Annotated in this window: 21 protein-coding genes; 16 read left to right on the top strand and 5 right to left on the bottom strand. The window is 58.8% G+C overall.

All coding sequences use genetic code 11. From position 1 onward, the window contains the following. The first annotated feature begins 26 nt into the window (after positions 1 to 26). From rnc to acpS, 5 genes are all read left to right on the top strand, one after another. Positions 27 to 707, top strand: a complete 681-nt coding sequence (rnc, locus tag MHZ89_RS10575; RefSeq protein ID WP_081142359.1) for a ribonuclease III — start codon at positions 27 to 29, stop codon at positions 705 to 707. A gap of 45 nt (positions 708 to 752) precedes the next feature. Beyond that, positions 753 to 1,658, top strand: a complete 906-nt coding sequence (era, locus tag MHZ89_RS10570; protein ID WP_311782958.1) for a GTPase Era — start codon at positions 753 to 755, stop codon at positions 1,656 to 1,658. 4 nt (positions 1,659 to 1,662) lie between these two features. Next, positions 1,663 to 2,391 (top strand): DNA repair protein RecO, encoded by a 729-nt coding sequence (gene recO / locus MHZ89_RS10565; protein WP_311782957.1) that lies wholly within the window; start codon positions 1,663 to 1,665, stop codon positions 2,389 to 2,391. Positions 2,392 to 2,457: 66 nt separating this feature from the next. Next, the gene (gene pdxJ / locus MHZ89_RS10560) at positions 2,458 to 3,189 is read left to right on the top strand and encodes a pyridoxine 5'-phosphate synthase (RefSeq protein WP_311782956.1); all 732 of its coding nucleotides are present in this window, start codon (positions 2,458 to 2,460) and stop codon (positions 3,187 to 3,189) included. Continuing rightward, complete coding sequence (gene acpS / locus MHZ89_RS10555) at positions 3,189 to 3,569, top strand: holo-ACP synthase (RefSeq protein WP_120457492.1); 381 nt, start codon at positions 3,189 to 3,191, stop codon at positions 3,567 to 3,569. The genes pdxJ and acpS overlap by 1 nt, the downstream gene beginning before the upstream one ends. Here the strand turns inward: acpS and MHZ89_RS10550 are convergent. Together MHZ89_RS10550 and MHZ89_RS10545 are read right to left on the bottom strand one after the other, a co-directional pair. Continuing rightward, a complete protein-coding gene (locus MHZ89_RS10550) occupies positions 3,566 to 3,814 on the bottom strand; it encodes a YfhL family 4Fe-4S dicluster ferredoxin (RefSeq protein WP_311782955.1) in 249 nt (82 codons plus the stop codon). The genes acpS and MHZ89_RS10550 overlap by 4 nt on opposite strands. A gap of 50 nt (positions 3,815 to 3,864) precedes the next feature. Further along, complete coding sequence (locus MHZ89_RS10545) at positions 3,865 to 4,704, bottom strand: MurR/RpiR family transcriptional regulator (protein WP_311782954.1); 840 nt, start codon at positions 4,702 to 4,704, stop codon at positions 3,865 to 3,867. 170 nt (positions 4,705 to 4,874) lie between these two features. Here MHZ89_RS10545 and yfhb point away from each other — a divergent pair, with 170 nt between their 5' ends. Together yfhb and tadA are read left to right on the top strand one after the other, a co-directional pair. Next, positions 4,875 to 5,513, top strand: a complete 639-nt coding sequence (gene yfhb / locus MHZ89_RS10540; protein ID WP_311782953.1) for a phosphatidylglycerophosphatase C — start codon at positions 4,875 to 4,877, stop codon at positions 5,511 to 5,513. 71 nt (positions 5,514 to 5,584) lie between these two features. Then, positions 5,585 to 6,082 (top strand): tRNA adenosine(34) deaminase TadA, encoded by a 498-nt coding sequence (gene tadA / locus MHZ89_RS10535; protein ID WP_311782952.1) that lies wholly within the window; start codon positions 5,585 to 5,587, stop codon positions 6,080 to 6,082. Positions 6,083 to 6,116: 34 nt separating this feature from the next. Here tadA and mltF read toward each other — a convergent pair whose 3' ends face one another. Beyond that, positions 6,117 to 7,574, bottom strand: coding sequence for a membrane-bound lytic murein transglycosylase MltF (gene mltF / locus MHZ89_RS10530; RefSeq protein WP_311782951.1), 1,458 nt, complete (start codon positions 7,572 to 7,574; stop codon positions 6,117 to 6,119). 265 nt (positions 7,575 to 7,839) lie between these two features. Between mltF and purL the strand changes: the two genes are divergently transcribed. The 5 genes from purL to glnB all read left to right on the top strand — a co-directional run bounded on the left by purL (position 7,840) and on the right by glnB (position 16,207). Next, positions 7,840 to 11,730, top strand: coding sequence for a phosphoribosylformylglycinamidine synthase (gene purL, locus MHZ89_RS10525; protein ID WP_311782950.1), 3,891 nt, complete (start codon positions 7,840 to 7,842; stop codon positions 11,728 to 11,730). 556 nt (positions 11,731 to 12,286) lie between these two features. Next, positions 12,287 to 13,714, top strand: a complete 1,428-nt coding sequence (locus MHZ89_RS10520; protein WP_311782949.1) for a HAMP domain-containing sensor histidine kinase — start codon at positions 12,287 to 12,289, stop codon at positions 13,712 to 13,714. A gap of 3 nt (positions 13,715 to 13,717) precedes the next feature. Beyond that, on the top strand, positions 13,718 to 14,386 hold the full coding sequence (gene qseG, locus MHZ89_RS10515; RefSeq protein ID WP_311782948.1) for a two-component system QseEF-associated lipoprotein QseG: 669 nt from the start codon (positions 13,718 to 13,720) through the stop codon (positions 14,384 to 14,386). Continuing rightward, the gene (gene glrR, locus MHZ89_RS10510) at positions 14,386 to 15,720 is read left to right on the top strand and encodes a two-component system response regulator GlrR (RefSeq protein ID WP_311782947.1); all 1,335 of its coding nucleotides are present in this window, start codon (positions 14,386 to 14,388) and stop codon (positions 15,718 to 15,720) included. The genes qseG and glrR overlap by 1 nt, the downstream gene beginning before the upstream one ends. 148 nt (positions 15,721 to 15,868) lie before the next feature. Beyond that, positions 15,869 to 16,207, top strand: a complete 339-nt coding sequence (gene glnB, locus MHZ89_RS10505; protein ID WP_033753971.1) for a nitrogen regulatory protein P-II — start codon at positions 15,869 to 15,871, stop codon at positions 16,205 to 16,207. Between the two features lie 208 nt (positions 16,208 to 16,415). Here glnB and hmpA read toward each other — a convergent pair whose 3' ends face one another. Then, complete coding sequence (hmpA, locus tag MHZ89_RS10500) at positions 16,416 to 17,600, bottom strand: NO-inducible flavohemoprotein (protein WP_311782946.1); 1,185 nt, start codon at positions 17,598 to 17,600, stop codon at positions 16,416 to 16,418. Positions 17,601 to 17,930: 330 nt separating this feature from the next. Here hmpA and glyA point away from each other — a divergent pair, with 330 nt between their 5' ends. Together glyA and MHZ89_RS10490 are read left to right on the top strand one after the other, a co-directional pair. Further along, positions 17,931 to 19,184: a serine hydroxymethyltransferase gene (gene glyA, locus MHZ89_RS10495; RefSeq protein ID WP_311782945.1), complete on the top strand. Its 1,254-nt coding sequence runs from the start codon at positions 17,931 to 17,933 to the stop codon at positions 19,182 to 19,184. 116 nt (positions 19,185 to 19,300) lie between these two features. Beyond that, on the top strand, positions 19,301 to 20,440 hold the full coding sequence (locus MHZ89_RS10490; RefSeq protein ID WP_311782944.1) for a 3-phenylpropionate MFS transporter: 1,140 nt from the start codon (positions 19,301 to 19,303) through the stop codon (positions 20,438 to 20,440). Here MHZ89_RS10490 and csiE read toward each other — a convergent pair. Beyond that, positions 20,437 to 21,705: a stationary phase inducible protein CsiE gene (csiE, locus tag MHZ89_RS10485; protein ID WP_311782943.1), complete on the bottom strand. Its 1,269-nt coding sequence runs from the start codon at positions 21,703 to 21,705 to the stop codon at positions 20,437 to 20,439. The genes MHZ89_RS10490 and csiE overlap by 4 nt on opposite strands. 156 nt (positions 21,706 to 21,861) lie before the next feature. Here csiE and MHZ89_RS10480 point away from each other — a divergent pair, with 156 nt between their 5' ends. Together MHZ89_RS10480 and MHZ89_RS10475 are read left to right on the top strand one after the other, a co-directional pair. Further along, a complete protein-coding gene (locus MHZ89_RS10480) occupies positions 21,862 to 22,488 on the top strand; it encodes a DUF1007 family protein (RefSeq protein WP_311782942.1) in 627 nt (208 codons plus the stop codon). Further along, positions 22,479 to 23,462, top strand: a complete 984-nt coding sequence (locus MHZ89_RS10475; protein ID WP_311782941.1) for a nickel/cobalt transporter — start codon at positions 22,479 to 22,481, stop codon at positions 23,460 to 23,462. The genes MHZ89_RS10480 and MHZ89_RS10475 overlap by 10 nt, the downstream gene beginning before the upstream one ends. Positions 23,463 to 23,642: the final 180 nt, after the last annotated feature.

The following is a 23,642-nucleotide window of genomic DNA, read 5'->3' as shown; positions in this document are numbered from 1 at the left end:
CAGACGCACAAAAGAACTGGAATCGCATGAACCCCATCCTCATTAATAAGCTTCAGCGCAAACTGGGCTACACTTTTACTCATCCGGAACTCTTGCAACAGGCGTTAACGCACCGCAGCGCCAGCAGTAAGCACAACGAGCGTCTTGAATTTCTCGGCGATTCCATTCTCAGCTATGTGATCGCCAATGCGCTCTATCATCGCTTTCCTCGCGTTGACGAGGGCGATATGAGCCGCATGCGCGCGACGCTGGTGCGTGGCAACACGCTGGCGGAGATGGCACGAGAATTTGACCTTGGTGAATGCCTGCGCCTGGGACCGGGCGAACTGAAGAGCGGCGGATTCCGCCGTGAATCGATCCTGGCGGATACGGTGGAAGCGCTGATTGGCGGTATCTTTCTCGACAGCAATATCCAGACGGTGGAGAAGCTGATCCTGGACTGGTATCAGACGCGCCTTGAGCAGATTAGCCCGGGCGACAAGCAAAAAGATCCGAAAACCCGCCTGCAGGAGTATCTGCAGGGGCGTCACCTGCCGCTGCCGTCCTATCTGGTGGTGCAGGTGCGTGGCGAAGCCCACGATCAGGAATTCACCATTCACTGTCAGGTGAGTGGCATGGCTGAACCGGTGGTGGGCGTAGGCTCAAGCCGCCGTAAAGCAGAACAGGCTGCTGCCGAACAGGCGTTAATCAAGCTTGGTCTCGAATAGCAACATCCCGGCGCCTGAACAGGCGCTGAATAAGTCAGGACTCGAATGAGCGAACAGAACACCTATTGCGGCTTTGTCGCGATTGTCGGCCGACCCAACGTCGGCAAATCCACCTTACTGAACCAGCTACTGGGGCAGAAGGTGTCGATCACCTCGCGTAAGCCGCAAACCACGCGTCACCGCATTATGGGCATCCACACCGAAGGCGCATATCAGGCCATCTACGTGGATACGCCCGGGCTGCATATGGAAGAGAAGCGCGCCATCAACCGCCTGATGAACCGCGCGGCCAGCAGCTCTATCGGCGATGTCGAGCTGGTGATCTTCGTGGTTGAAGGCACGCGCTGGACGCCGGACGATGAGATGGTGCTCAACAAGCTGCGCGACAATAAAGTGCCGGTCGTGCTGGCTATTAACAAAGTGGACAATATTCAGGATAAGAGCATCCTGCTGCCGCACCTGCAGTTCCTCAGCCAGCAGATGGATTTCCTCGATATCGTGCCGATTTCCGCAGAAAGCGGGAAAAATGTCGATACCATCGCCGCGATCGTGCGCAAGCGCCTGCCGCAGGCGGAGCACCACTTCCCGGAAGATTACATCACCGATCGCTCGCAGCGCTTTATGGCGTCAGAGATTATCCGTGAGAAGCTGATGCGTTTCCTCGGCGCCGAACTGCCTTACTCGGTAACGGTCGAAATCGAGCAGTTCGTCTCTAACGAGCGCGGCGGCTACGATATCAATGGCCTGATCCTGGTTGAGCGCGAAGGGCAGAAGAAGATGGTGATTGGCAACAAAGGCGCCAAAATCAAGACCATCGGCATTGAAGCGCGCAAAGATATGGAAGAGATGTTTGAAGCGAAAGTGCATCTTGAGCTGTGGGTCAAAGTTAAATCGGGCTGGGCCGACGACGAACGTGCGCTGCGCAGCCTGGGCTATGTAGACGACCTCTGATCCTATGGAAGGCTGGCAACGCGCCTTTGTGCTGCATAGTCGCCCCTACAGCGAAACCAGCCTGCTGCTCGATCTCTTCAGCGAAAGCCATGGGCGGGTCAGGGTGCTGGCGAAAGGGGCGCGCGCGCGTCGCTCGCAGCTGAAAGGCACGCTGCAGCCCTTTACGCCGCTGCTGGTGCGCTGGACCGGGCGCGGCGAAGTCAAAACTCTGACCAAAGCCGAAGCGGTCTCGCTGGCGCTGCCGCTCAGCGGCATCACACTTTACTGCGGCCTCTACGTTAACGAACTGCTGTCGCGCGTGCTGGAGCAGGAATTTCCCTTCTCAGAACTCTTTTTCGACTATCTGAACTGTTTGCAGACGCTGGCGTCGGGCGAAAGCTCGCCTGAACCGGCGCTGCGCCGTTTTGAGCTGGCGCTGCTCGGCCATCTCGGTTACGGCGTTGACTTTTTGCACTGCGCCGGCAGCGGTGAACCTGTCGCCGACGCGATGACCTACAACTACCGCGAAGAGAAGGGCTTTATCGCCAGTCTGGTCGCGAACCAGCGCAGCTTTACCGGCCGCCAGCTACGCGCGCTGTGGGAACGCGATTTCCCTGACGCTGACACGCTGCGCGCCGCCAAGCGTTTCACCCGTATGGCGCTGAAACCCTACCTGGGCGGCAAGCCCTTAAAGAGCACCGAGCTGTTTCGCCAGTTCGTGCCGAAAAAGCGGCCGGATGCGGCAAGCCCGTAGCGCTGTGCCTGCGCCGCGCGCCGCGGTACACTCTGATTTTACGACATAGTTAAGCTGAGGATTGTCATGGCTGAGTTGCTGTTAGGGGTCAACATCGATCATATCGCCACGGTACGTAACGCGCGCGGCACCCACTATCCCGATCCGGTGCAGGCGGCCTTTGTCGCCGAGCAGGCGGGCGCAGAAGGCATTACCGTACACCTGCGTGAGGATCGCCGCCACATTACCGATCGCGACGTGCGTATTCTGCGCGACACCATCCAGACGCGCATGAACCTGGAGATGGCGGTCACCGATGAGATGGTCGGTATCGCCTGCGATATTAAACCGCATTTCGTCTGCCTGGTGCCGGAAAAGCGCGAAGAGGTAACGACTGAAGGCGGCCTCGACGTGGCGGGCCAGCAGGACAAAATCAATGCGGCGGTTAAACAGCTGAGCGAGGCGGGCATTCAGGTTTCGCTGTTTATCGACCCGGATCACCGTCAGATTGAGGCGGCGGTCGCCAGCGGCGCGCCCTATATCGAAATTCACACCGGCGCCTACGCCGAGGCGGCGGAAGGCCTGCCGCGCGAGGCCGAGCTGGCGCGTATCCGTCACGCCGCCACCTTTGCCTCCAGCCTGGGGCTGCGGGTTAATGCCGGTCATGGGCTGACCTACCACAATGTACAGCCGATCGCCGCGCTGCCGGAGATGCACGAGCTGAATATCGGCCACGCCATTATCGGCCGCGCGCTGTTCAGCGGTCTGGCCGATGCGGTAAAAGAGATGAAGCTGCTGATGCGGGAAGCGCGTCGCTAATGGCTATTCTCGGACTGGGCACCGACATCGTCGAAATCGAGCGCATCGCCGGCGTGATTGAACGTTCCGGCGATCGCCTGGCGCGACGCGTGCTGAGCGAAGCCGAGTGGCAGCAATATCAGCAGCACCAGCAGCCGGTGCGCTTTCTGGCTAAGCGCTTCGCCGTCAAGGAAGCCGCGGCCAAAGCCTTTGGCACCGGCATTCGCGGCGGGCTGGCTTTTAATCAGTTTGAAGTTTACAACGATGCGCTGGGCAAGCCCGGACTGCGCTTTTTTAACCACGCCAGCGAAGTGGCGGAAAAGCTGGGTGTCAGACAGGTACACGTCACGCTGGCGGATGAGCGCCACTACGCCTGCGCAACGGTGATTATCGAAAACTAGTGGTGCAGCACCACGAACTTCTCCCACAGCGCATCGCGCGATTCGATGTGCTGTGGATCGATAATAATGGTGTTGTCGATAGGGCAAACGCTCTGACAGGTCGGCACGTCGTAATGTCCGACGCACTCGGTACAGCGGCTGGCGTCAATCTCATAGATCTCCGCGCCGAGAGTGATCGCCTGGTTGGGACATTCGGGTTCGCACATATCGCAATTAATGCATCTGGCGGTAATCAGCAGCGCCATCATTTCACCTGATCAGCTAAAAACGGCGCCATTATACTCGCGTTCGCCGCTTAGTTCAGCTTTTTCACCAGCGCTTCGCTATGGCGGATATGGCTGGCAGCGCGTTCCGGATCGTTCTGCACCAGCGCCATAAACAGCAAATCGGTCAACGCCAGCTGCGCCGTGGTCGAGGAGATAGCGGCGCTGCGCGTGCTTTGCTCTTCCGCCACGGTATAGAGACAGTGGGTCGCAGTCTGCTGCAGGCTGTTGGGCGTAAAGCCGGTAAACGCCAGCACGTAGGCGCCGATCTGTGCGGCTTCCTGCGCCGCCAGATTGATCTCTTTCCGCTCGCCGGTGTAGGAGATCGCCAGCAGCACGTCGCCGGGACGCATCGCCTGCACGCTTGCCAGCAGCGCGTGCATATCCTGCTCCGCTACCGCATTGATGCCGATCTTCATCAGCTTCCAGGAAAAATCTTTCGCCACCAGCCCGGAGGCACCGATGCCCACCAGCACGATGCGCTGGGCGTTTTTCAGCAGGTGCAGCGTCTCGGTCAGCTTCTCTTCGCTGTTGATATCAAGCGTGGCGCGAATAGCGGAAAGCTTTTCGGTCAGTAGCTTCTCGCCCACAGTTTTTAGCGAATCATCGCTAAGAATATGGTTATGCACGGTAATCGCGTCGCGATCCGCCAGCGATTCGCTCAGCGCCAGCTTAAGCGCGGGAAACCCCTTATAGCCCAGCTTTTGCGCGAATTTCACCACGCTCGACTGGCTGACTCCCGCCTCTTCAGCCAGTTTTTGCGAGCTGAGATGGCGCGCCCGATCCGGCTGTGACAACAGAAAGTCCGCCAGCCGACGCTCGTTTAGCGCCAGACGCGGATAGAGCTGACGAATGCGCAGCAATGAGCTCATGCCTGGTCCTCGTTTAAATATCCTGCCGCAAGATGCGTATATCCGCTGAAGAATAAACTATTCATCTGGCATTGTAGTAGCTGGAATTAAAAATAGCCGCCGTCGCCGCTGTGGCGGTTGATGGCTACAATAAGGAGCAGGGTGGAGAACAAAACTGAAAGGAGCGTTTTTTGACCAAAGGTACACAACGTCGCGTCGTGTTTTTCGATCTGGACGGCACGCTACATCAGCAGGATATGTTTGGCACTTTTATGCGCTACCTGCTGTGGCGCCAGCCGCTTAACTTACTGCTGGTGGTGCCGCTGCTGCCGGTGGTGGGGCTTGGCTTGCTGATTAAAGGGCGCGCGGCGCGCTGGCCGATGAGCCTGTTACTCTGGTCGATCACCTTTGGCCGTTCAGAGCGTACTCTGCAGCGGCGCGAAGCGGAGTTTGCGCAGTGGTTCCGTCAGCGCGTGACCGCCTTTCCGGTGGTGCAGCAGCGTCTGACTGACTATCTGAGCAGCGACGATGCCGACGTATGGCTGATTACCGGTTCGCCGCAGTCGCTGGTGGAGCAGGTTTACTACGATTCGGCGTTCCTGCCGCGCGTGAAGCTGATCGCCAGCCAGATGCAGCGTGGAGTGGGCGGCCGCGTGCTGGCTATGCGCTGTCTCGGCCATGAGAAAGTGGTTCAGCTTGAGGAGCAGATCGGCACGCCGCTTCAGCTCTACAGCGGCTACAGCGACAGTAAGCAGGATAACCCGCTGCTCTTTTTCTGCCAGCATCGCTGGCGCGTAACGCCGCGCGGCGAACTTCAGCAGCTGGAGTAGAGTTTCATCTTCGAATCTGCGCGCGGGATCGCTATAATGCGCCGCTTTGCTGCTGCCGGGAGTGGGCCTGCGTGAATCAATCTCAAGACGAATACTGGATGCGCCATGCGCTGCGGCTGGCGCGCATGGCCTGGGAGCAGGGCGAGGTGCCGGTCGGCGCGGTGCTGGTGCAGGGCGATCGCGTTATTGGCGAAGGCTGGAACCGGCCCATCGGCCAGCACGATCCTACCGCGCACGCTGAAATTATGGCGCTGCGCCAGGGGGGCAAGGTGCTGGAAAATTATCGCCTGCTTGATACCACGCTCTACGTGACGCTGGAGCCCTGCGTAATGTGCGCTGGCGCGATGGTGCACAGCCGCATCGGGCGGCTGGTTTACGGCGCCAGCGATGAGAAGACCGGCGCGGCTGGCTCGCTTATGGACGTGCTCGGCCATCCCGGCATGAATCATCAGATCACGCTGCAGAGCGGTGTACTGGCGGAGGAATGCGCGGCAATGCTGAGCGACTTTTTCCGCATGCGGCGCGAGCAGAAAAAAGCGCTGCGTCAGGCGCAGCGCGGAACGGAATGATGGTGCGCGACACGCCTGAGCAAATACCCCATTCTCAGTTCATCGCAATTTCCGGCGCGACCGCCGGATAACCGCTGCCCAGCTCCGCTTCCTGCGCGGAGCGCTGGGCAAGGCGTTTCTCCTGCTCCTGCAGATACCCCACCAGGCTCAGCTGATACTTACGGATATTTTCAACGTAGTTGTAGGCTTCCTGACCGCGCGCGTAGCCGTAAGTGGTCTGCGCGTAATAGCGCTTCTGGCTCAGCATCGGCAGCCGCAGCTTTACATCCGCCCAGCTGTCGGCATTACCGCCCTGTTTCGCGGTGAGCTTGCGCGCGTCCAGCATATGAGCATAACCCATGTTATACGCCGCCAGCGCGAACCAGATGCGCTCCTCCTCAGGAATGGTGTCGGGCACCTTCTCCATCATGCGTTGCAGATAGAGGCTGCCGCCGCGAATGCTCTGTTCGATATCGGTGCGATCCTCAACGTTCACGCTATCGGCGGTGTTGCGCGTCAGCATCATCATGCCGCGTACGCCGGTAGGGGAGGTCGCCAGCGGATTCCAGTGCGACTCCTGATAAGAGATCGCCGCCAGCAGTCGCCAGTCGATGCTGGCCGCATACTTCTCAAACAGCGGCTTGATCTCCGGCAGCGTCACGTCAATAGCGCGTAAAAAGGTGCGCGTATCAACGTAGTCGAAGGTGCCGACGTGGCCAAGATACTTCTCCTCCAGGCGCGCCATCGCCCCTTCTTCGCCCATAGAGTTGAAGAAGTCGAGCATGGCGGCATCCAGGCTGCTGTCGTCGCTGTGCGGCACATACCAGGTGACCGGCTCCTCATCGGTGACGTCGAACGCCACCGCCAGCTGCGGATGGATGCGCTGCAGCAGGGCGATGGTAACGGAGTCACCGATGGTGTAGTCGAGCTTACCGTCGGCTACCGCTTCCAGCAGGGCTTTAGGCGCCTGGTCGGTGGAGATAACCCAGTTAAGATCGGGATACTGCTTATCGCGCGCCGCTTTCAGCGACGAAAGATAGGCTGAGCCGGAAGCGACTCTGAGCTCGCCTTTCAGATCGCCGAGATTCTTCGGGCGCGGCTTATCAACGCGATAGACCAGCTGCTGGGACACGGAGTAGTAGCTCGGCCCGGTTTTGTAGCGCGTCAGCCTCTCATCGTTGTAAATCAGGCCCGCCGCCAGCAAATCCGCCTTGCCGTCGTCAAGATCGTCAAACAGATCGCTGAGGTTTGGACGCACCGTAACCTTGAGCTTAACGCCCAGGTAGTCGGCAAAACGTTTCGCCAGCTCATAATCCATACCGGCTGGAGATTTATTAACGGTGTAGTAAGTCAACGGGGAATTGATGGTACTGATACGCAGCACTCCCCGTGATTTTATCTGTGAAATCGCATCCTGTCCGTTACCGTACCACGGGACAGATGGCCACAAAGCCATCGCCAGCAGCAAGGTGACAAGACCGATAAACAGATAGTTTAATTTTAGGCGTTTCAAATAGTTGTCTCTCGCTGGCTCTAAGGCCTCTGTCTTTTAAAGGCAGTATTGATCTTTTTTAAACTCTCAGAGCGAGGGGCATTTTGCGCAACTCAGCAGCGCAGAGCAACTTATAAAGCAGGTTTTGCGCAAATTTCAGGCAATTCCGTGGTCAGAGAAATTATGCGCAAACGGTTTCGTCGGGCGGGGTGTTTCTCTATAATACCGCCCGTTTTCTGCTGTTGTGCCCCTTGAAGCGTCGCACGGCGCTCTGACGAGAGATTAAATGATGGAAATTCTGCGTGGTTCGCCCGCCCTGTCGGCATTTCGTGTAAACAAACTGCTGACCCGCTTTCAGGACGCTCACCTGCCGGTGAGTGACATTTACGCCGAGTACGTCCATTTTGCCGATGTCAGCGCACCGCTGAACGCTGATGAAAAAGCGCGCCTGCAGCGCCTGCTGAAATACGGTCCTTCTCTCGCCGAACATGCGCCGCAAGGCCGTCTGATGCTGGTCACGCCGCGTCCCGGCACTATTTCGCCCTGGTCTTCCAAAGCGACAGATATCGCGCACAACTGCGATCTGCCGCAGGTGCGACGCCTGGAGCGCGGCCTGGCTTTCTATGTGCAGGCGCCGCAGCTGACGGAAACGCAGTGGCAGGCGCTTCAGTCGCTGCTGCATGACCGCATGATGGAGACCGTCTACAGCGATTTTTCGCAGGCGGAGGCGCTGTTCGCCCATCATGAGCCGCAGCCGCTGAAGAGCGTAGACGTGCTGAATAACGGCCGCCAGGCGCTGGAAGAGGCTAACCGTACGCTGGGTCTGGCGCTGGCGGACGATGAAATCGACTACCTGCTGGAGGCTTTCCAGCGCCTCGGACGCAACCCGAACGACATCGAGCTCTATATGTTCGCGCAGGCCAACTCTGAGCACTGCCGTCATAAAATCTTCAACGCCGACTGGATTATCGACGGCGAAAAACAGCCGAAGTCGCTGTTTAAAATGATTAAAAATACCTTTGAGACCACGCCGGATCATGTGCTGTCAGCCTATAAAGACAACGCAGCGGTTATGGAAGGCTCAGAGGTAGGGCGCTTCTTCGCCGACGCGCGCAAAGGCGAATATGAATACCATCAGGAAGCAGCACATATCCTGATGAAGGTAGAAACCCATAACCACCCGACGGCGATCTCGCCGTGGCCAGGTGCGGCGACCGGCTCCGGCGGTGAAATCCGCGACGAAGGCGCCACCGGGCGCGGCGCGAAGCCGAAAGCCGGTCTGGTCGGTTTCTCGGTGTCGAACCTGCGTATTCCAGGCTTTGAGCAGCCCTGGGAAGAGGATTTCGGCAAGCCGGACCGCATCGTCAGCGCGCTGGACATCATGACCGAAGGCCCGCTGGGCGGCGCGGCGTTCAATAACGAATTTGGGCGTCCGGCGCTGAACGGCTATTTCCGCACCTATGAAGAGCAGGTCAACAGCCATAACGGCGTTGAGCTGCGCGGCTATCACAAGCCGATTATGCTGGCGGGCGGCATCGGCAATATCCGCGCCGACCACGTGCAGAAAGGTGAAATTACCGTCGGCGCGAAGCTGATCGTACTGGGCGGCCCGGCGATGAATATCGGCCTGGGCGGCGGCGCGGCCTCATCTATGGCCTCCGGCCAGTCAGACGCCGATCTCGATTTCGCCTCGGTGCAGCGCGATAACCCGGAAATGGAACGCCGCTGTCAGGAGGTGATTGACCGCTGCTGGCAGATGGGCGAAGAGAACCCGATTCTCTTTATCCACGACGTAGGCGCGGGCGGTCTCTCCAACGCCATGCCGGAGCTGGTGAGCGACGGCGGTCGCGGCGGCCGTTTTAACCTGCGCGATATCCTTAACGATGAGCCGGGCATGAGCCCGCTGGAAGTGTGGTGTAACGAGTCGCAGGAGCGCTACGTGCTGGCGGTGGCGCCAGAGAAGCTGGCTGAATTCGACGCGCTGTGTCAGCGCGAGCGCGCCCCTTATGCCGTTATCGGCGAAGCGACCGAAGAGCAGCACCTGAGCCTGAGCGACAGTCATTTCGACAACACGCCTATCGACATGCCGCTTGACGTACTGCTGGGCAAAACGCCGAAAATGACGCGCGACGTAGTGACGCAGCAGGCAAAAGGCGAGCCGCTGCTGCGCGACAGCATTACCCTCAGCGATGCGGTAAACCGCGTGCTGCATCTGCCAGCCGTGGCGGAGAAAACCTTTCTCGTTACTATCGGCGACCGTACCGTGACCGGCATGGTGGCGCGCGACCAGATGGTCGGCCCGTGGCAGATCCCGGTCGCGAACTGCGCGGTTACTACCGCCAGCCTCGACAGCTATCACGGCGAAGCCTTTGCGATGGGCGAACGCGCCCCGGTTGCGCTGCTCGATTTCGCCGCTTCGGGCCGTCTGGCGGTGGGCGAAGCGCTGACCAACCTTGCGGCGACGCAGATTGGCGATCTCAAGCGCGTGAAGCTCTCCGCTAACTGGATGGCCGCTGCAGGTCATCCGGGCGAAGATGCAGGCCTGTACGAAGCGGTCAAGGCGGTAGGCGAAGAGCTTTGTCCTGCGCTCGGCATCACTATCCCGGTGGGCAAAGACTCTATGTCGATGAAAACCCGCTGGCAGGAAGGCGTCGAGCAGCGCGAAATGACCGCGCCGCTGTCGCTGGTGATCACCGCCTTCGCCCGCGTGGAAGATGTGCGCCGCACCGTGACGCCGCAGCTGCAGGCAGAGGGTGAAAACCTGCTGCTGCTGATCGATCTCGGCAACGGCGCGAATACGCTGGGCGCGACCGCGCTGTCGCAGGTTTATCGTCAGCTGGGCGACAAACCGGCCGACGTGCGCGATGCGCAGCAGCTGGCGGGCTTTTTCAATGCGATGCAGGCGCTGGTGGCGCAGCAGAAACTTCTGGCTTACCACGACCGCGCAGACGGCGGCCTGCTGGTGACGCTGGCGGAAATGGCCTTTACCGGCCACTGCGGCATCGATGTCGATATCGCCGCGCTGGGCAGCGACGCGCTGGCGGCGCTCTTTACCGAAGAGCTGGGCGCGGTTATTCAGATTAAAGCGGAAGATCGCGATGCGGTTGAGAAGGTGCTGGCGGAGCAGGGACTGGCAGGCTGCAGTCACGTTCTGGGCAGCGCGCAGCGCGGCGATCGTTTTGTTATTCGTTCCGGCGACAGCGCGATCTACAGCGAAAGCCGCACCACGCTGCGTACCTGGTGGGGCGAAACCAGCTGGCAGATGCAGCGTCTGCGCGATAACCCTCTCTGCGCCGACCAGGAGCATGAGGCGCGTAAAGACGATAACGATCCCGGCCTGAACGTTCACCTGACCTTTAAACCGGAAGAGGATATCGCTGCGCCGATGATTGCTACCGGCGCGCGTCCGCGCGTCGCAGTGCTGCGTGAGCAGGGCGTTAACTCCCATGTTGAGATGGCGGCTGCTTTCCACCGCGCTGGCTTCACGGCGGTTGACGTGCATATGAGCGATCTGCTCGCGGGACGTCGCGGGCTGGAAGAGTTCCAGGCACTGGTGGCCTGCGGCGGTTTCTCTTATGGCGACGTGCTGGGCGCTGGCGAGGGCTGGGCAAAATCTATTCTGTTCAACAACCGCGTGCGCGATGAGTTCGAGAACTTCTTCCATCGTCCGCAGACGCTGGCGCTTGGCGTGTGCAACGGCTGCCAGATGATGTCGAATCTGCGCGAGCTGATCCCGGGCAGTGACCTCTGGCCGCGCTTTGTGCGCAACCAGTCTGAGCGTTTCGAAGCGCGCTTTAGCCTGGTTGAAGTGGCCGTCAGCCCGTCTCTGCTGCTGGACGGCATGGCAGGCTCGCATATGCCGATTGCGGTCTCTCACGGCGAGGGCTTTGTGGAAGTGCGTGACGGCGCGCATCTGGCCGCGCTGGAGTCGAAAGGTCTGGTCGCGCTGCGCTTTATCGATAACTACGGTAAAGTCACCGAATCTTACCCGGCTAACCCGAACGGCTCGCCTCACGGCATTACGGCGGTAACGAACGAAAGCGGGCGCGTCACGATTATGATGCCGCACCCGGAGCGCGTATTCCGTACGGTGAGCAACTCCTGGCATCCAGCTGAGTGGGGCGAGGATAGCCCGTGGATGCGCATCTTCCGCAATGCGCGTAAGCAGCTAGGATAAATCTGGTAAGCAGGCAAAAAGGAGACAGCGATGTCTCCTTTTTTATAAGTGTTGGGAAACAGCGACATTTCCCCTTTAGGCTGTCTCTAAAAGGAGACATATATCTTACTGATAAATAACCTATAATCGTGTGCTGGGCAGATGTGTTGGTATTTGGCGACAGATATGCGCTTCGGCTTTCGCGCTTCACGGCAGCAATAGCCGCTAACGCGGGCAACCGTCTGAAAAAGAATGCTATTTATTTTCTGGCACGAAGTTTGCTAATATCACTACGTGGCTCATTCTCCTGTTTATGATTGCCCCGCACTGCGGCAGAGCTCATAAAAACTGAATGACGCACCAAACGGAGCCTGCCGTCCACCAGCCGATAATCGCTTGCTTTGCAACGTTATCAAGCATCGGGCGAAACGTTGAGTTAGGCTCCACCTCTTTTTCGGCGATGCTGCGGCGTCGCTCTCACGGCAGGCCAGAAGGCCTGCCGTTTTCATTTCCGCTCTATCTTCCACCGGCGGACTTCGCTAGCATCCTTACAGCGTTTATTAAAGGAAGCGACCGCGTGAGAAGATGGCGTTTATTTCCCCGATCGTTGCGCCAGCTGGTGCTGATGGCGTTTTTACTGGTGCTGTTGCCGCTGCTGGTGCTGGCATGGCAGGCCTGGGAAAGCCTGTCAGCCTTAAGCGATCAGGCTGTCGATACCAATCGCAATACCTTTACCGACGTGCGGCGCAGCGAGGCGATGGCGCGTACCGCGCTGGAGCTGGAGCGCAGCTATCGGCAGTATTGTGTGCTGGGCGACGCCACCCTGTCGCGCCTCTATCAAACCCAGCGCGCGCGATACAGCCAGATACTCGATTCTCACGCTTCCAGCCTGCCCGCGCTGGCGGTGTTCCAGACGCTGCGCGCAACGCTGCCGCAGTTAACCGATTTGCAGTGCGATAACGGTAATCCGGTCGCTGCTGCCTCGCAGGCGCTGGAGCGCTTTTCCGCCGCTAATGCGCAGCTGGTGCAGGAGACGCGGGAAGTAGTCTTCGCGCGCGGGCTGCAGCTGCAGCGTGAAATCGCCGATCGCGGCCAGTTTTTCGGCTGGCAGGCGCTTATTCTGTTTATCGTCAGCCTGGCGCTGGTGCTGCTTTTCACCCGTATGATTATCGGACCGGTCAAAAGCGTCGAGCGCATGATTAACCGGCTCGGCGAAGGGCGCGAACTGGGCGCGAGCGTGGCCTTTCGCGGACCGCGCGAACTGCGCTCGCTTGGTCAGCGCATCGTCTGGCTTAGCGAGCGGCTGGCGTGGCTGGAGACGCAGCGCCATGAATTTTTGCGCCATCTCTCCCACGAGCTGAAAACGCCGCTCGCCAGCCTGCGCGAAGGCACCGAACTGCTGGCGGACGAAGTGGTCGGCGCGCTGAACAGTGACCAGAAAGAGGTAGTGGCGATCCTGGATACCAGCAGCCGTCATCTGCAGCGCCTGATTGAACAGCTGCTCGACTACAACCGTAAACAGTCAGAAGGCCCTACGACGCTGGAAGCGGTGGATATTGTTAACCTGGTGGATATGGTGGTGAGCGCCCATGCGCTGCCGGCGCGCGCTAAGCAGATGCATGTGCATTGCGATCTACAGGCGAAGCGCTGCCTCGCCGAACCTGTGCTGCTGATGCGCGTGATTGACAACTTATACTCTAACGCCGTGAACTATGGCGGCGAATCCGGTAGCATCTGGCTGCGCAGCCAGCTACAGGGCGATAAAGTATGGATAGAGGTGGCTAACAGCGGCACGCCGATTCCCGCGAAAGAACGGGAAATGATATTCGAACCCTTTTTTCAGGGCAGTCTGCAGCGCAAAGGGCCGGTTAAAGGCAGCGGGCTGGGACTGAGCATCGCTAAAGATTGTCTGCGTCGCATGCAGGGGGATCTGCAGCTGGTTGACAGCAAAGATGCCGACGTTTGTTTTCGTATCGTACTGAATCACACAGCCGGGAAACTCTGACAGATGAACATCGTCTTCGCCTCACTTTTTACAGCGCTGCTGAGCCTTTCTCTCAGCGGCTGTAACGCCTCCCCGGCCGCTTCGTCCGCGCATCGCGACGCCATTGTCGCCGAGCCGGAGGTCAGGCTTCCCGATTATCTGGCGACTGACTGCGCCAGCGTCTGGCGTAACGAAAGCGCGGCGGCGACGGGTAATCCGCTCTACTGGATGCGCGCCATCGACTGCGCCGAGCGCCTGTCGCCCGCAGAGGCGCGCGCCGAAGCGCACCGCTGGCCGGTTGAAGGCTGGGCGCGCGCGTTTAAAAACGGCATTCTGATGGCTAACGGCAACGTCACGCCGCTGGAGCGACGCGATTATGTCGAGGCGCTGGACGAATACAGCAGCCGTTTCCCTGGTGCGGTGCGTCCGCTGATCCAGCTGTGGCGCAGCAACCAGGTCGCTCAGCTCGATCTCAGCGAAACGCGTTCGCGCTTCGCGCATTTACAGCAGAGCAGCGATGCACAGCTTGATGCGCTGCGCCAGCAGGATGCGCAGATGCGTAAAACCCTTAATGACACGCAGCATAAGCTGGAGCGCCTGACCGATATTGAGCGCCAGCTCTCTTCACGCAAAGCGCCGGACGTTACAGAGGGCGGCCATGCGCCGGAAGCCTCGCAACATGAGGAGCCTTAATGGCCAGACAATCTGCACGTTTGCTGCTGGTAGATGACGATCCCAGCCTGCTGAAGCTGCTGGGCATGCGTCTCACTAGCGAAGGCTATCAGGTGACCACCGCTGCCAGCGGGCCGGAAGCGCTGCGCCTGCTGCAGAAAGAGAAGATCGATCTGGTGATCAGCGATTTGCGTATGGATGAGATGGACGGGCTGGCGCTGTTCGGCGAAATTCAGAAGCACAATCCCAGCCTGCCGGTGATTATCCTTACTGCACACGGCTCCATTCCTGACGCCGTTTCCGCCACGCAGCAGGGCGTATTCAGCTTTCTCACCAAGCCGGTGGACCGCGATGCGCTCTATAAAGCGATTGACGATGCGCTGGCGCAGCGCGCGCCAGCCAGCGACGACCGCTGGCGCGAGGCGATCGTCACCCGCAGCCCGACGATGCTGCGTCTGCTGGAGCAGGCGCATATGGTGGCGCAGTCTGACGTCAGCGTATTGATTAACGGCCAGAGCGGCAGCGGCAAAGAGGTGCTGGCACAGGCGATCCATGCCGCCAGCCCGCGTGCGGACAAACCTTTTATCGCCATTAACTGCGGCGCGCTGCCGGAACAGCTGCTGGAGTCAGAGCTGTTCGGGCACGCCAGAGGCGCCTTTACCGGCGCGGTAAGCGCGCGCGAAGGGTTGTTTCAGGCGGCGGAAGGAGGCACGCTGTTCCTGGATGAGATTGGCGATATGCCGCCGTCGCTGCAGGTGAAACTGCTGCGCGTACTGCAGGAGCGCAAAATCCGACCGCTCGGCAGCAATCATGATATCGATATTAACGTGCGCATTATCTCTGCGACGCACCGCGACTTGCCAAAGGCGATGGAGAAAAAAGAGTTTCGCGAGGATCTCTTTTACCGGCTTAACGTGGTCAATCTGAAGCTGCCCGCGCTGCATGAGCGCACAGAAGATATTCCGCTGCTCGCCAGCCATCTGCTGCGCCAGGCGGCGGATCGACATAAACCCTTTGTGCGCAGCTTCTCGGTGGATGCGATGAAGCGTCTGATGACGGCGAGCTGGCCGGGCAACGTGCGTCAGCTGGTGAACGTTATTGAGCAGTGCGTGGCGCTCACCTCGTCGCCGGTGATCAGCGATGCGCTGGTCGAGCAGGCGCTGAGCGGAGAGAACAGCGTTCTGCCAACCTTTGTCGAGGCGCGAAACCAGTTTGAGCTTAACTACCTGCGTAAGCTGCTGCAGATGACTAAAGGCAATGTCACCAATGCCGCCCGGCTGGCCGGGCGTAATCGCACCGAGTTTTATAAGCTGCTGTCCCGACATGAACTGGACGCCAGCGATTTTAAAGAGTAGCTTTCTGGCGCGATGAAGCGTCTGAAAGCGTTGATAAATGCCCCTTCGGGCGGGATGCGTTGCGGGCGACGCCCCTGTAGCCTGACGCTGCGGGTATACACTTACAGCACCCCATCCGGCCACGGAGGGAGTGAGAAAAGGGTCTGACATGAAAAAGATTGATGCGATTATCAAACCATTCAAACTCGATGATGTGCGCGAAGCCTTAGCCGAGGTCGGCATCACCGGGATGACGGTCTCTGAAGTTAAAGGCTTTGGCCGCCAGAAAGGGCATACCGAGCTTTATCGCGGCGCGGAGTATATGGTCGACTTTCTGCCAAAAGTGAAGATTGAGATGGTGGTGGGCGACGATATCGTTGATACCTGCGTGGAAACCATTATGAAAACCGCGCAGACCGGTAAAATCGGCGACGGTAAGATTTTTGTCTTTGACGTCTCGCGCGTGGTGCGTATCCGTACCGGCGAAGAGGATGAAGAGGCGATCTAATTTCGCCTGTGAAAGATAAAAGCCTGCTTGCGGGCTTTGTCTGTTGGCTGGGTGTCTGCGCGGGTGATATGGCCCGATCGCAAAGACGCAAAACGGCATCCCTGCCAGCTCGGCCCGCGCCATCCCTGGCGCGGGACGCTTTGCTCCTCGGTCTATATCACCCGCGTGCAGGCTCAGGTATCGTCTGTAGCCTGCTTCTGCTGTGGCCTTACAGCCCTTTATGCGGGCCGAACACTTCATAGTGAATGCGAGAGGCATCAACGCCCATATCGCGTAGCTGACCGGCAATAAACTGCATAAAGCCTACCGGCCCGCACAGCCAGAACTGCGTGCGCGGATCCTGCAGGCGCGCGGCTTCGCTGGCCAGATCCATCATACCTTCAGCATCAAACCGGCCCGCATCGGCGGCATCCGGCACGCGATACCAGACGCGCTTCTCAAAATCTTGCAGGCGAGCACCCGTCTCGGCCACTTCATCCGCAAAGGCGTGCTGTGCACCGTTTTCCGTCGCGTGCAGCCAGGTCACCGGCGCGGCATGCTGCTGTTCGGCCAGCGCATGCAGCATCGCCAGCGTCGGGGTCACGCCCACGCCCGCAGAGATCAGCGCCACCGGCGTGTCGGTCGTCACGTCCATAAATACGTCGCCGTGTGGCGCGGTTAGCTCCAGCACATCGCCTGGCTGCGCGTTTTCATGCAGCCAGCCGGAGACGGTACCCTGTGCGTCGCGTTTCACCGCAATGCGGTAGGTTTTGCCATTGCTGGTATGCGTGAGCGAGTACTGGCGATTCTGCTGAAACTCAAAACCGGCGGGGTGCAGACGAACGGTAATATACTGGCCCGGCTTAAAGGCTGCGACTGCGCCGCCATCGACCGGCGTCAGGGTAAAGCTTTTAATGACCGAACTTTGATCCTCAATAGCGCTAATGCGGAACGCGCGCGTACCGCGCCAGCCGCCTTCCTGCTGCTCGGTTTCCTGGTAAATCGCCTCTTCGCGCTTGATAAACACATCCGCCAGCACGCCATAAGCGCGACCCCATGCCGCCAGCACCTCATCGCCTGGATTCAGCAGTTCTTTAATCGTCGCCAGCAGGTTCTCGCCGACAATAGCGTACTGTTCCGGCTTGATCGTCAGGCTGGCATGCTTCTGCGCGATTTTTTCTACCGCAGGCAGTAAAGCCGCCAGATTATCCAGATTCGCGCCGTAGGCGCAGATGGCGTTAAACAGCGCCTCGCGCTGGTCGCCGTTGCGCTGGTTGTTCATATTGAACACGTTTTTCAGTTCTGGATGCTGCGAAAGCATGCGATCGTAAAAGTGAGCGGTGAGCTTTGGCCCGACGGCGGCGACGGCGGGAAGGGTAGATTTCACGGTAGCGATGGTTTGTGCGTCAAGCATGGTGGTTCCTCAGGCTGCTTAAAGTTGCATTTTAAATGCATGTTATGATCGCGCCTCAGCAGTTGTAAATAACCCGGAAAAAAATCGGGCTATTTTAGTGGCAAGCTTTAAATACAAATTGAAAAAATCTACGTCACAACCTGAGGAAAAATCGCGGTGTCGGTGCAGGGGAAGAAAGCGTAAAAATCCTTTGCCAGCGGCAAGCCAATCGTTTGCGTGCAATGAGGAATTGGCGCTACCGTCACCTGGCAAAACGGTTTACACTGTTGGCCTTTGCTCCCTAAGGGAGCCTAAACCGCCGTTAAAAGTTAGCTGAGTCAGGAGATGCGGATGTTAAAGCGTGAAATGAACATTGCCGATTATGATGCCGAATTATGGCAGGCGATGGAGCAAGAGAAAGTGCGTCAGGAAGAGCACATTGAACTGATTGCTTCTGAAAACTACACCAGCCCACGTGTAATGCAGGCGCAAGGTTCGCAGCTCACCAACAAGTACGCGGAAGGGTATCCGGGGAAACGCTACTACGGCGGTTGTGAATATGTTGATATCGTTGAACAACTGGCCATCGATCGCGCTAAGGCGCTGTTTGGTGCCGACTACGCCAACGTGCAGCCGCACTCTGGCTCTCAGGCTAACTTCGCCGTTTATACCGCACTGCTGAAGCCGGGCGATACCATTCTGGGCATGAACCTGGCGCATGGCGGTCACCTGACTCACGGTTCGCCGGTAAACCTCTCTGGCAAACTCTATAACGTCGTGCCTTACGGCATCGATGAGAGCGGCAAAATCGACTATGACGAGCTGGCAGAGCTGGCGAAAACCCATCAGCCGAAAATGATCGTCGGCGGCTTCTCTGCCTATTCTGGCGTGTGCGACTGGGCGAAAATGCGTGAAATTGCTGACAGCGTCGGCGCTTACCTGTTCGTCGATATGGCGCACGTGGCTGGTCTGATTGCCGCTGACGTCTATCCGAACCCGGTTCCGCACGCGCATATCGTCACCTCTACCACCCATAAAACCCTGGCGGGTCCGCGTGGCGGCCTGATTCTGGCGAAAGGCGGCGACGAAGAGCTCTACAAGAAACTCAACTCCGCCGTCTTCCCTGGCGGGCAGGGCGGTCCGCTGATGCACGTTATCGCCGGTAAAGCGGTGGCGTTTAAAGAAGCGATGGAGCCGGAGTTTAAAGCGTATCAGCAGCAGGTTGCTAAGAACGCCAAAGCGATGGTGGAAGTGCTGATCGAACGCGGCTATGACATCGTTTCAGGCGGCACCCATAATCACCTGTTCCTGATCGATCTGGTCAGCAAAAACCTGACTGGTAAAGAGGCGGACGCCGCGCTGGGCCGCGCCAACATCACCGTTAACAAAAACAGCGTGCCGAACGATCCGAAAAGCCCGTTCGTCACCTCTGGCGTGCGTATCGGTACGCCTGCTGTGACTCGCCGCGGCTTTAAAGAAGCGGAAGTTCGCGAGCTGGCGGGCTGGATTGCCGACGTGCTCGACAACATCAACGATGAAGCGACTATCGAACGCACCAAACAGAAAGTGCTGGAAGTCTGCGCTCGTCTGCCGGTTTACGCATAAGCCTGAGCTTGTGTGACCGCGATTAAGGATGGCTTCGGCCATCCTTTTTTATTGCCTTTTTTAAGTTAGAGTAACGCGCAATTATCTTCTATGGACCCTTCACTGCGGGAGGCAGAATGGCGATCGGCTCGTCAAAATGGCTCGGTCTCGGCTATTTCACTTACTTTTTTTGCTACGGCATCTATCTGCCTTTTTGGGGCGTCTGGCTAAAGGGCACTGGCCTTGATGCGGAAAAAATTGGTCTGCTGCTCGGCTGCGGGATGGTGGCGCGCTTTGTGGGCAGTTTGCTGATCGCTTCGCAGGTGAAGCATCCAGCGCAGCTGATCGCCGCGCTGCGGCTGCTGGCGCTGCTGACCTGCTTGTTTGCCGCTGGATACTGGATAGGGCAGCAGTGGCTGTGGCTGCTCTTGGTTATGGTAGGCTTTAACCTCTTCTTTTCGCCGCTGGTGCCGCTCAGCGATGCGCTGGCCGCCACCTGGACCCAGCAGATCGGACTGAAATATGGCCCGGTGCGGCTGTGGGGATCGCTGGCGTTTGTTATCAGTTCGGCACTTACCGGACTGCTGGTCAATCACTGGTCATCGCAGGCGATTCTGGCGCTGCTCTCCGTCGGCGTGCTGGCGATGCTGGGCGGCATGCTGCTGCCACCGCTTACGCGACCGCAGGGCGAGGAGCGACACAGCGCGACGGGCGGCGGCTGGCAGGCGTGGCGCGATCTGCTGCGTGAGAACAGCGTATGGCGCTTTATGCTGTGCGTTACGCTGATGCAGGGGGCGCACGCCGCCTATTACGGATTCAGCGCGATATGGTGGCAGCAGAGCGGCTACTCCGCTTCGGTGGTGGGCTATCTGTGGTCGCTTGGCGTGGTGGCGGAGATTGTCATTTTCGCCCTGAGCAATCGCCTGTTTCGACGCTGGCGCGCGCGCGATTTGCTGCTGCTCTCCGGCATCTGCGCGCTGGTGCGCTGGACATTGCTGGGCGCGACCGTTGAACTACCCTGGCTTATCGTAGGGCAGATTCTGCACTGCGGCAGCTTTACCGTCTGCCATCTGGCGGCGATGCGCTTTATCGCCGCGCGCAGCGGTTCTGACGTTATCCGTCTGCAGTCGATCTACTCAGCGCTGGCGATGGGCGGCGGCATCGCGGTAATGACCATGATCTGCGGCGTGCTGTTTACCCCGCTGCAGGGCCATCTCTTCTGGGTGATGGCGCTGGTCGCGCTGCCCGCGCTCTTTTTGCGGCCGCGCGCGGCTTAAGCCTCCAGCAGTGCCCGAATACGCTGCTGCTGATGTTCGCTCAGCGGCAGCTCGGCGTGGATCAGCGGCGGCGAATAGAGCGGCAGCGAGGTGGCGTAAGGGGAGATCACCAGCGCGATTTCACGCGGTGCGCCGTCGCGCTGGAAGTCGCTCATATCCTGATATTTGATATTGATCGGCAGCAGGGAAATTTCGCGGATCTGCTGCTCAAGCTGCTGTTCAAGCCGGGCGTTATCGCCGGTCAGCAGCAGAACCTGCTTCTCCTGCAGCGCGTTTTCCTGCATCAGCCAGGCGCCGAATATCACCGCAATCAGGCTAACCTCCTCCTGGCTGAAACGCAGATCGTAGGTGGTTTCAAACCCGTCCAGCGCCTGCTGCGTGGTGCGCAGCAGGCGCGGATAGAGCTTCGTGACGTCCAGCGCCACGCTGTTATCAATGCCGATGCCGAAGTGGGAGCGATCCAGCGCCTGCGCCAGATGCGTATAGAGCTGCTCCGTCAGTTCCTGAGGTTCACCGAAGCGCAGCTCGGCCAGCTGTTCGAATCTGGCGATAAGCTGTCTGGTTTCCCGCATCAGCTGCTGGCTGCCGGGATGGTGCAGCGTATCAGGGCCAGGCGCATGGATCAGGCTGAACAGCAGCGTCCAGAAGTCCGCTTCGCTGATATGCGGCGCCAGGTGACAGCGCTTTTGCCAGTGAAGAATGACGTCCATCGCCGCCTCGCGCTCATACTTCTGCTGAAGCCAGGCGCGCTGCCGCTCGTTGAACAGAGCCGGCTGGCGCTGCATCAGCCCATACTTCATAAAGATTTGCAGAAACAGGCGGTCGCGCGCGCTAAAGTCGCGGGAGAGCTTCAGGCTGCAGTGCTGGATCAGCGCCTGCAAATTTATCTCGTCGTAGAGCGCTTTTTCTATTTTCATGGCTTTCAGGCGCTGGCGCAGCGGCGCGGCAAAATGGTCGCGCACGAAGTTTTCCGACAAGCGCAGCCCGCGCCGCAGCCAGTGCAGCAGGCAAAGTCGCCGATCCAGCTCGGTGCCGTGAATGCGAAAGCTGCCGTCCACCATTTGATGCAGTTCCAGCTGGTGATAACGCTGTATCTCATCCCCGACATCTTCGATATCCTGTCGGGCGACGACAGCGTCAACGCCGTTTAACTGACAGAGTTTTTCGAGCGTTAGCGCGGGAGTGGGCAGATACAATAGCAGCAGCAGATGACAACGACGCTGTGATCGGGTGAAGAGTGGTGCCGAAGAGGGAGCAGAACTCATCAGTCTAGATTCCAGCGGTCCGGTATTGCGCTAAGAATAGCCAATGGCGAAAAGGGTCGCGGCCTGCTGCTGATTTTTTCTGCAATGCTTCAGCGTGGGTCACAATTTTTTGTTACTTATATGCGCTTTTAACCGGGAATGTAACTTTATAACATTATGAGAGGCGTCCTTTTTACTTTACTGTTACTGATGAGCCAGGCCAGCTATGCCCATCCACACAGCTTTATCGATATGAAAACCGAACTGCTCGCCGACGGCGATACCTTCACCGGACTGAAGATGAACTGGACGATGGATGAGATCACCTCCGCCGATCTGCTTTACGATGCGGGCGATGCGAAGCCCGGCAGTGAAGTATGGAAAAAACTGGCGGCGGAAGTGATGGCGAATGTGCTGGGTCAGCACTACTTCTCTGAGGTATGGCACAACGGCCAGCGCGTGAAATTTTTCAACCTGCCAAAAGAGTACGCGCTGTCGCGAAGCGGCAACAAAGCGGTGCTGGAGTTTATTTTGCCGCTGGCAGAGCCGCCAGCGTTAGCCGGGCAGCGTTTCGATATCCTGACTTTCGACCCGACCTACTTCGTTGATATGACCTACAGCGATGCCCATGCCCTTAGCCTGCCTGCGGCGTTAAAGTCGCGCTGCGAACTGGCGCTGCATACGCCGAAACCAGACGACAGCCTGAAGCAGTACGCCCTGTCGCTGGATAAAGCCAATGCGCCGCCTGAGGAGATGGATTTAGGGCGACAGTTTGCGCAAAAGGTCACGCTGACATGTCACTGATGCTTTCCCGTTCTGCTGCGCGTCGCGTCTGGCCTCTGTGGCTGCTGGCTGTTGTGATGGCGGCGACGGCATTCGCGCTGTGGCAATACTGGCCGCAGATTCTGCTGCAAAGCGTGCGCTGGCAGAAAGGGCTTCATCAACAGATGACTCAGCTGCTGCAGCAGGTCAAAACCGCGCCCGAACAGGCTGGCGGTATGCTGGTGCTCTTCAGTCTGGCCTATGGCGTTCTGCATGCGCTGGGACCCGGCCACGGCAAAGTAGTGATCACCACCTTTCTCGCGACGCATCCGGCGCGTCTCAAGACTACGCTCAGGCTGACGCTGTTGGCCTCGCTGCTGCAGGGCAGCGTGGCGATCGTTCTGGTTACGTTTATGCTGGTGGTGCTGCAAACCTCTTCGCGCCAGCTGCATCTCAGCAGCTACTGGCTGGAGAAGGGGAGCTATCTGTTGGTAATTGGGCTGGGGGTATGGATTGGCGTGCGCGCGTTAAAAGCGCTGCGGCGTCAGCTGCGGCCGCGTTCGCCGATGAAAATCCATGCTCTGCGCGCCGATCATCAGCACGACGCGCACTGCGGCTGTGGTCATGCGCATCTGCCAGATGCGCAGCAGGTCGCCGGGGCGGTCAGCCTTAAAACCCAGCTGCTGCTGGTGGCGTCTATGGGTTTACGTCCCTGTTCGGGCGCAATAATGATGCTGCTGTTTTCCCGCGTTATCGGCGTTTATCTCTGGGGCGTTCTGTCGGCGGCGGTTATGGCGCTGGGCACAGCGCTAACCATTTCCGCCATCGGCCTGCTAGTGCAGCGCTCGCGAACGCTGGCGCTGCGTCTGGGCGGCGAAAGCCGGGCGGCCTCAACGGCGGCGCTGGCGATGCCGCTTTTAGCACTGGTCGGCAGCGCGCTGCTGATCCTGGTGGGATTTGCGCTGTGGCAAAGCACGACGCCCGGTATCGGCGGCGGCCTGCGTCCTTTTGGCTAACAGCCGCGACAGAGGACGCGGAGAAAATAATCTTTCGCGTCCTTGCTTTATTCCGCCTGGTTTATCTCCTCTATTTACGCTTCGTTAATCGCAATATATTGCCGCTTATTGTGGTGAAAACAGTTTTCTCGTCTACGCTAAATAAAACAACCAGATGTTGTGTCCCTTTAATAATATTGA

The organism is Pantoea sp. ACRSB, from assembly GCF_022346905.1.
Lineage (GTDB): Bacteria > Pseudomonadota > Gammaproteobacteria > Enterobacterales > Enterobacteriaceae > Pantoea > Pantoea piersonii.
This window is presented reverse-complemented; position numbering and strand designations above follow the sequence as displayed.

Coding starts and splice junctions, on each gene's coding strand:
- pdxJ (WP_311782956.1), top strand. CDS start 2,458: ATGGCTGAGTTGCTGTTAGGGGTCAACATCGATCATATCGCCACGGTA.
- glrR (WP_311782947.1), top strand. CDS start 14,386: ATGGCCAGACAATCTGCACGTTTGCTGCTGGTAGATGACGATCCCAGC.
- glyA (WP_311782945.1), top strand. CDS start 17,931: ATGTTAAAGCGTGAAATGAACATTGCCGATTATGATGCCGAATTATGG.
- glnB (WP_033753971.1), top strand. CDS start 15,869: ATGAAAAAGATTGATGCGATTATCAAACCATTCAAACTCGATGATGTG.
- MHZ89_RS10475 (WP_311782941.1), top strand. CDS start 22,479: ATGTCACTGATGCTTTCCCGTTCTGCTGCGCGTCGCGTCTGGCCTCTG.
- MHZ89_RS10490 (WP_311782944.1), top strand. CDS start 19,301: ATGGCGATCGGCTCGTCAAAATGGCTCGGTCTCGGCTATTTCACTTAC.
- csiE (WP_311782943.1), bottom strand. CDS start 21,705: ATGAGTTCTGCTCCCTCTTCGGCACCACTCTTCACCCGATCACAGCGT.
- era (WP_311782958.1), top strand. CDS start 753: ATGAGCGAACAGAACACCTATTGCGGCTTTGTCGCGATTGTCGGCCGA.
- purL (WP_311782950.1), top strand. CDS start 7,840: ATGATGGAAATTCTGCGTGGTTCGCCCGCCCTGTCGGCATTTCGTGTA.
- hmpA (WP_311782946.1), bottom strand. CDS start 17,600: ATGCTTGACGCACAAACCATCGCTACCGTGAAATCTACCCTTCCCGCC.
- rnc (WP_081142359.1), top strand. CDS start 27: ATGAACCCCATCCTCATTAATAAGCTTCAGCGCAAACTGGGCTACACT.
- MHZ89_RS10545 (WP_311782954.1), bottom strand. CDS start 4,704: ATGAGCTCATTGCTGCGCATTCGTCAGCTCTATCCGCGTCTGGCGCTA.
- MHZ89_RS10550 (WP_311782955.1), bottom strand. CDS start 3,814: ATGGCGCTGCTGATTACCGCCAGATGCATTAATTGCGATATGTGCGAA.
- recO (WP_311782957.1), top strand. CDS start 1,663: ATGGAAGGCTGGCAACGCGCCTTTGTGCTGCATAGTCGCCCCTACAGC.
- MHZ89_RS10480 (WP_311782942.1), top strand. CDS start 21,862: ATGAGAGGCGTCCTTTTTACTTTACTGTTACTGATGAGCCAGGCCAGC.
- acpS (WP_120457492.1), top strand. CDS start 3,189: ATGGCTATTCTCGGACTGGGCACCGACATCGTCGAAATCGAGCGCATC.
- qseG (WP_311782948.1), top strand. CDS start 13,718: ATGAACATCGTCTTCGCCTCACTTTTTACAGCGCTGCTGAGCCTTTCT.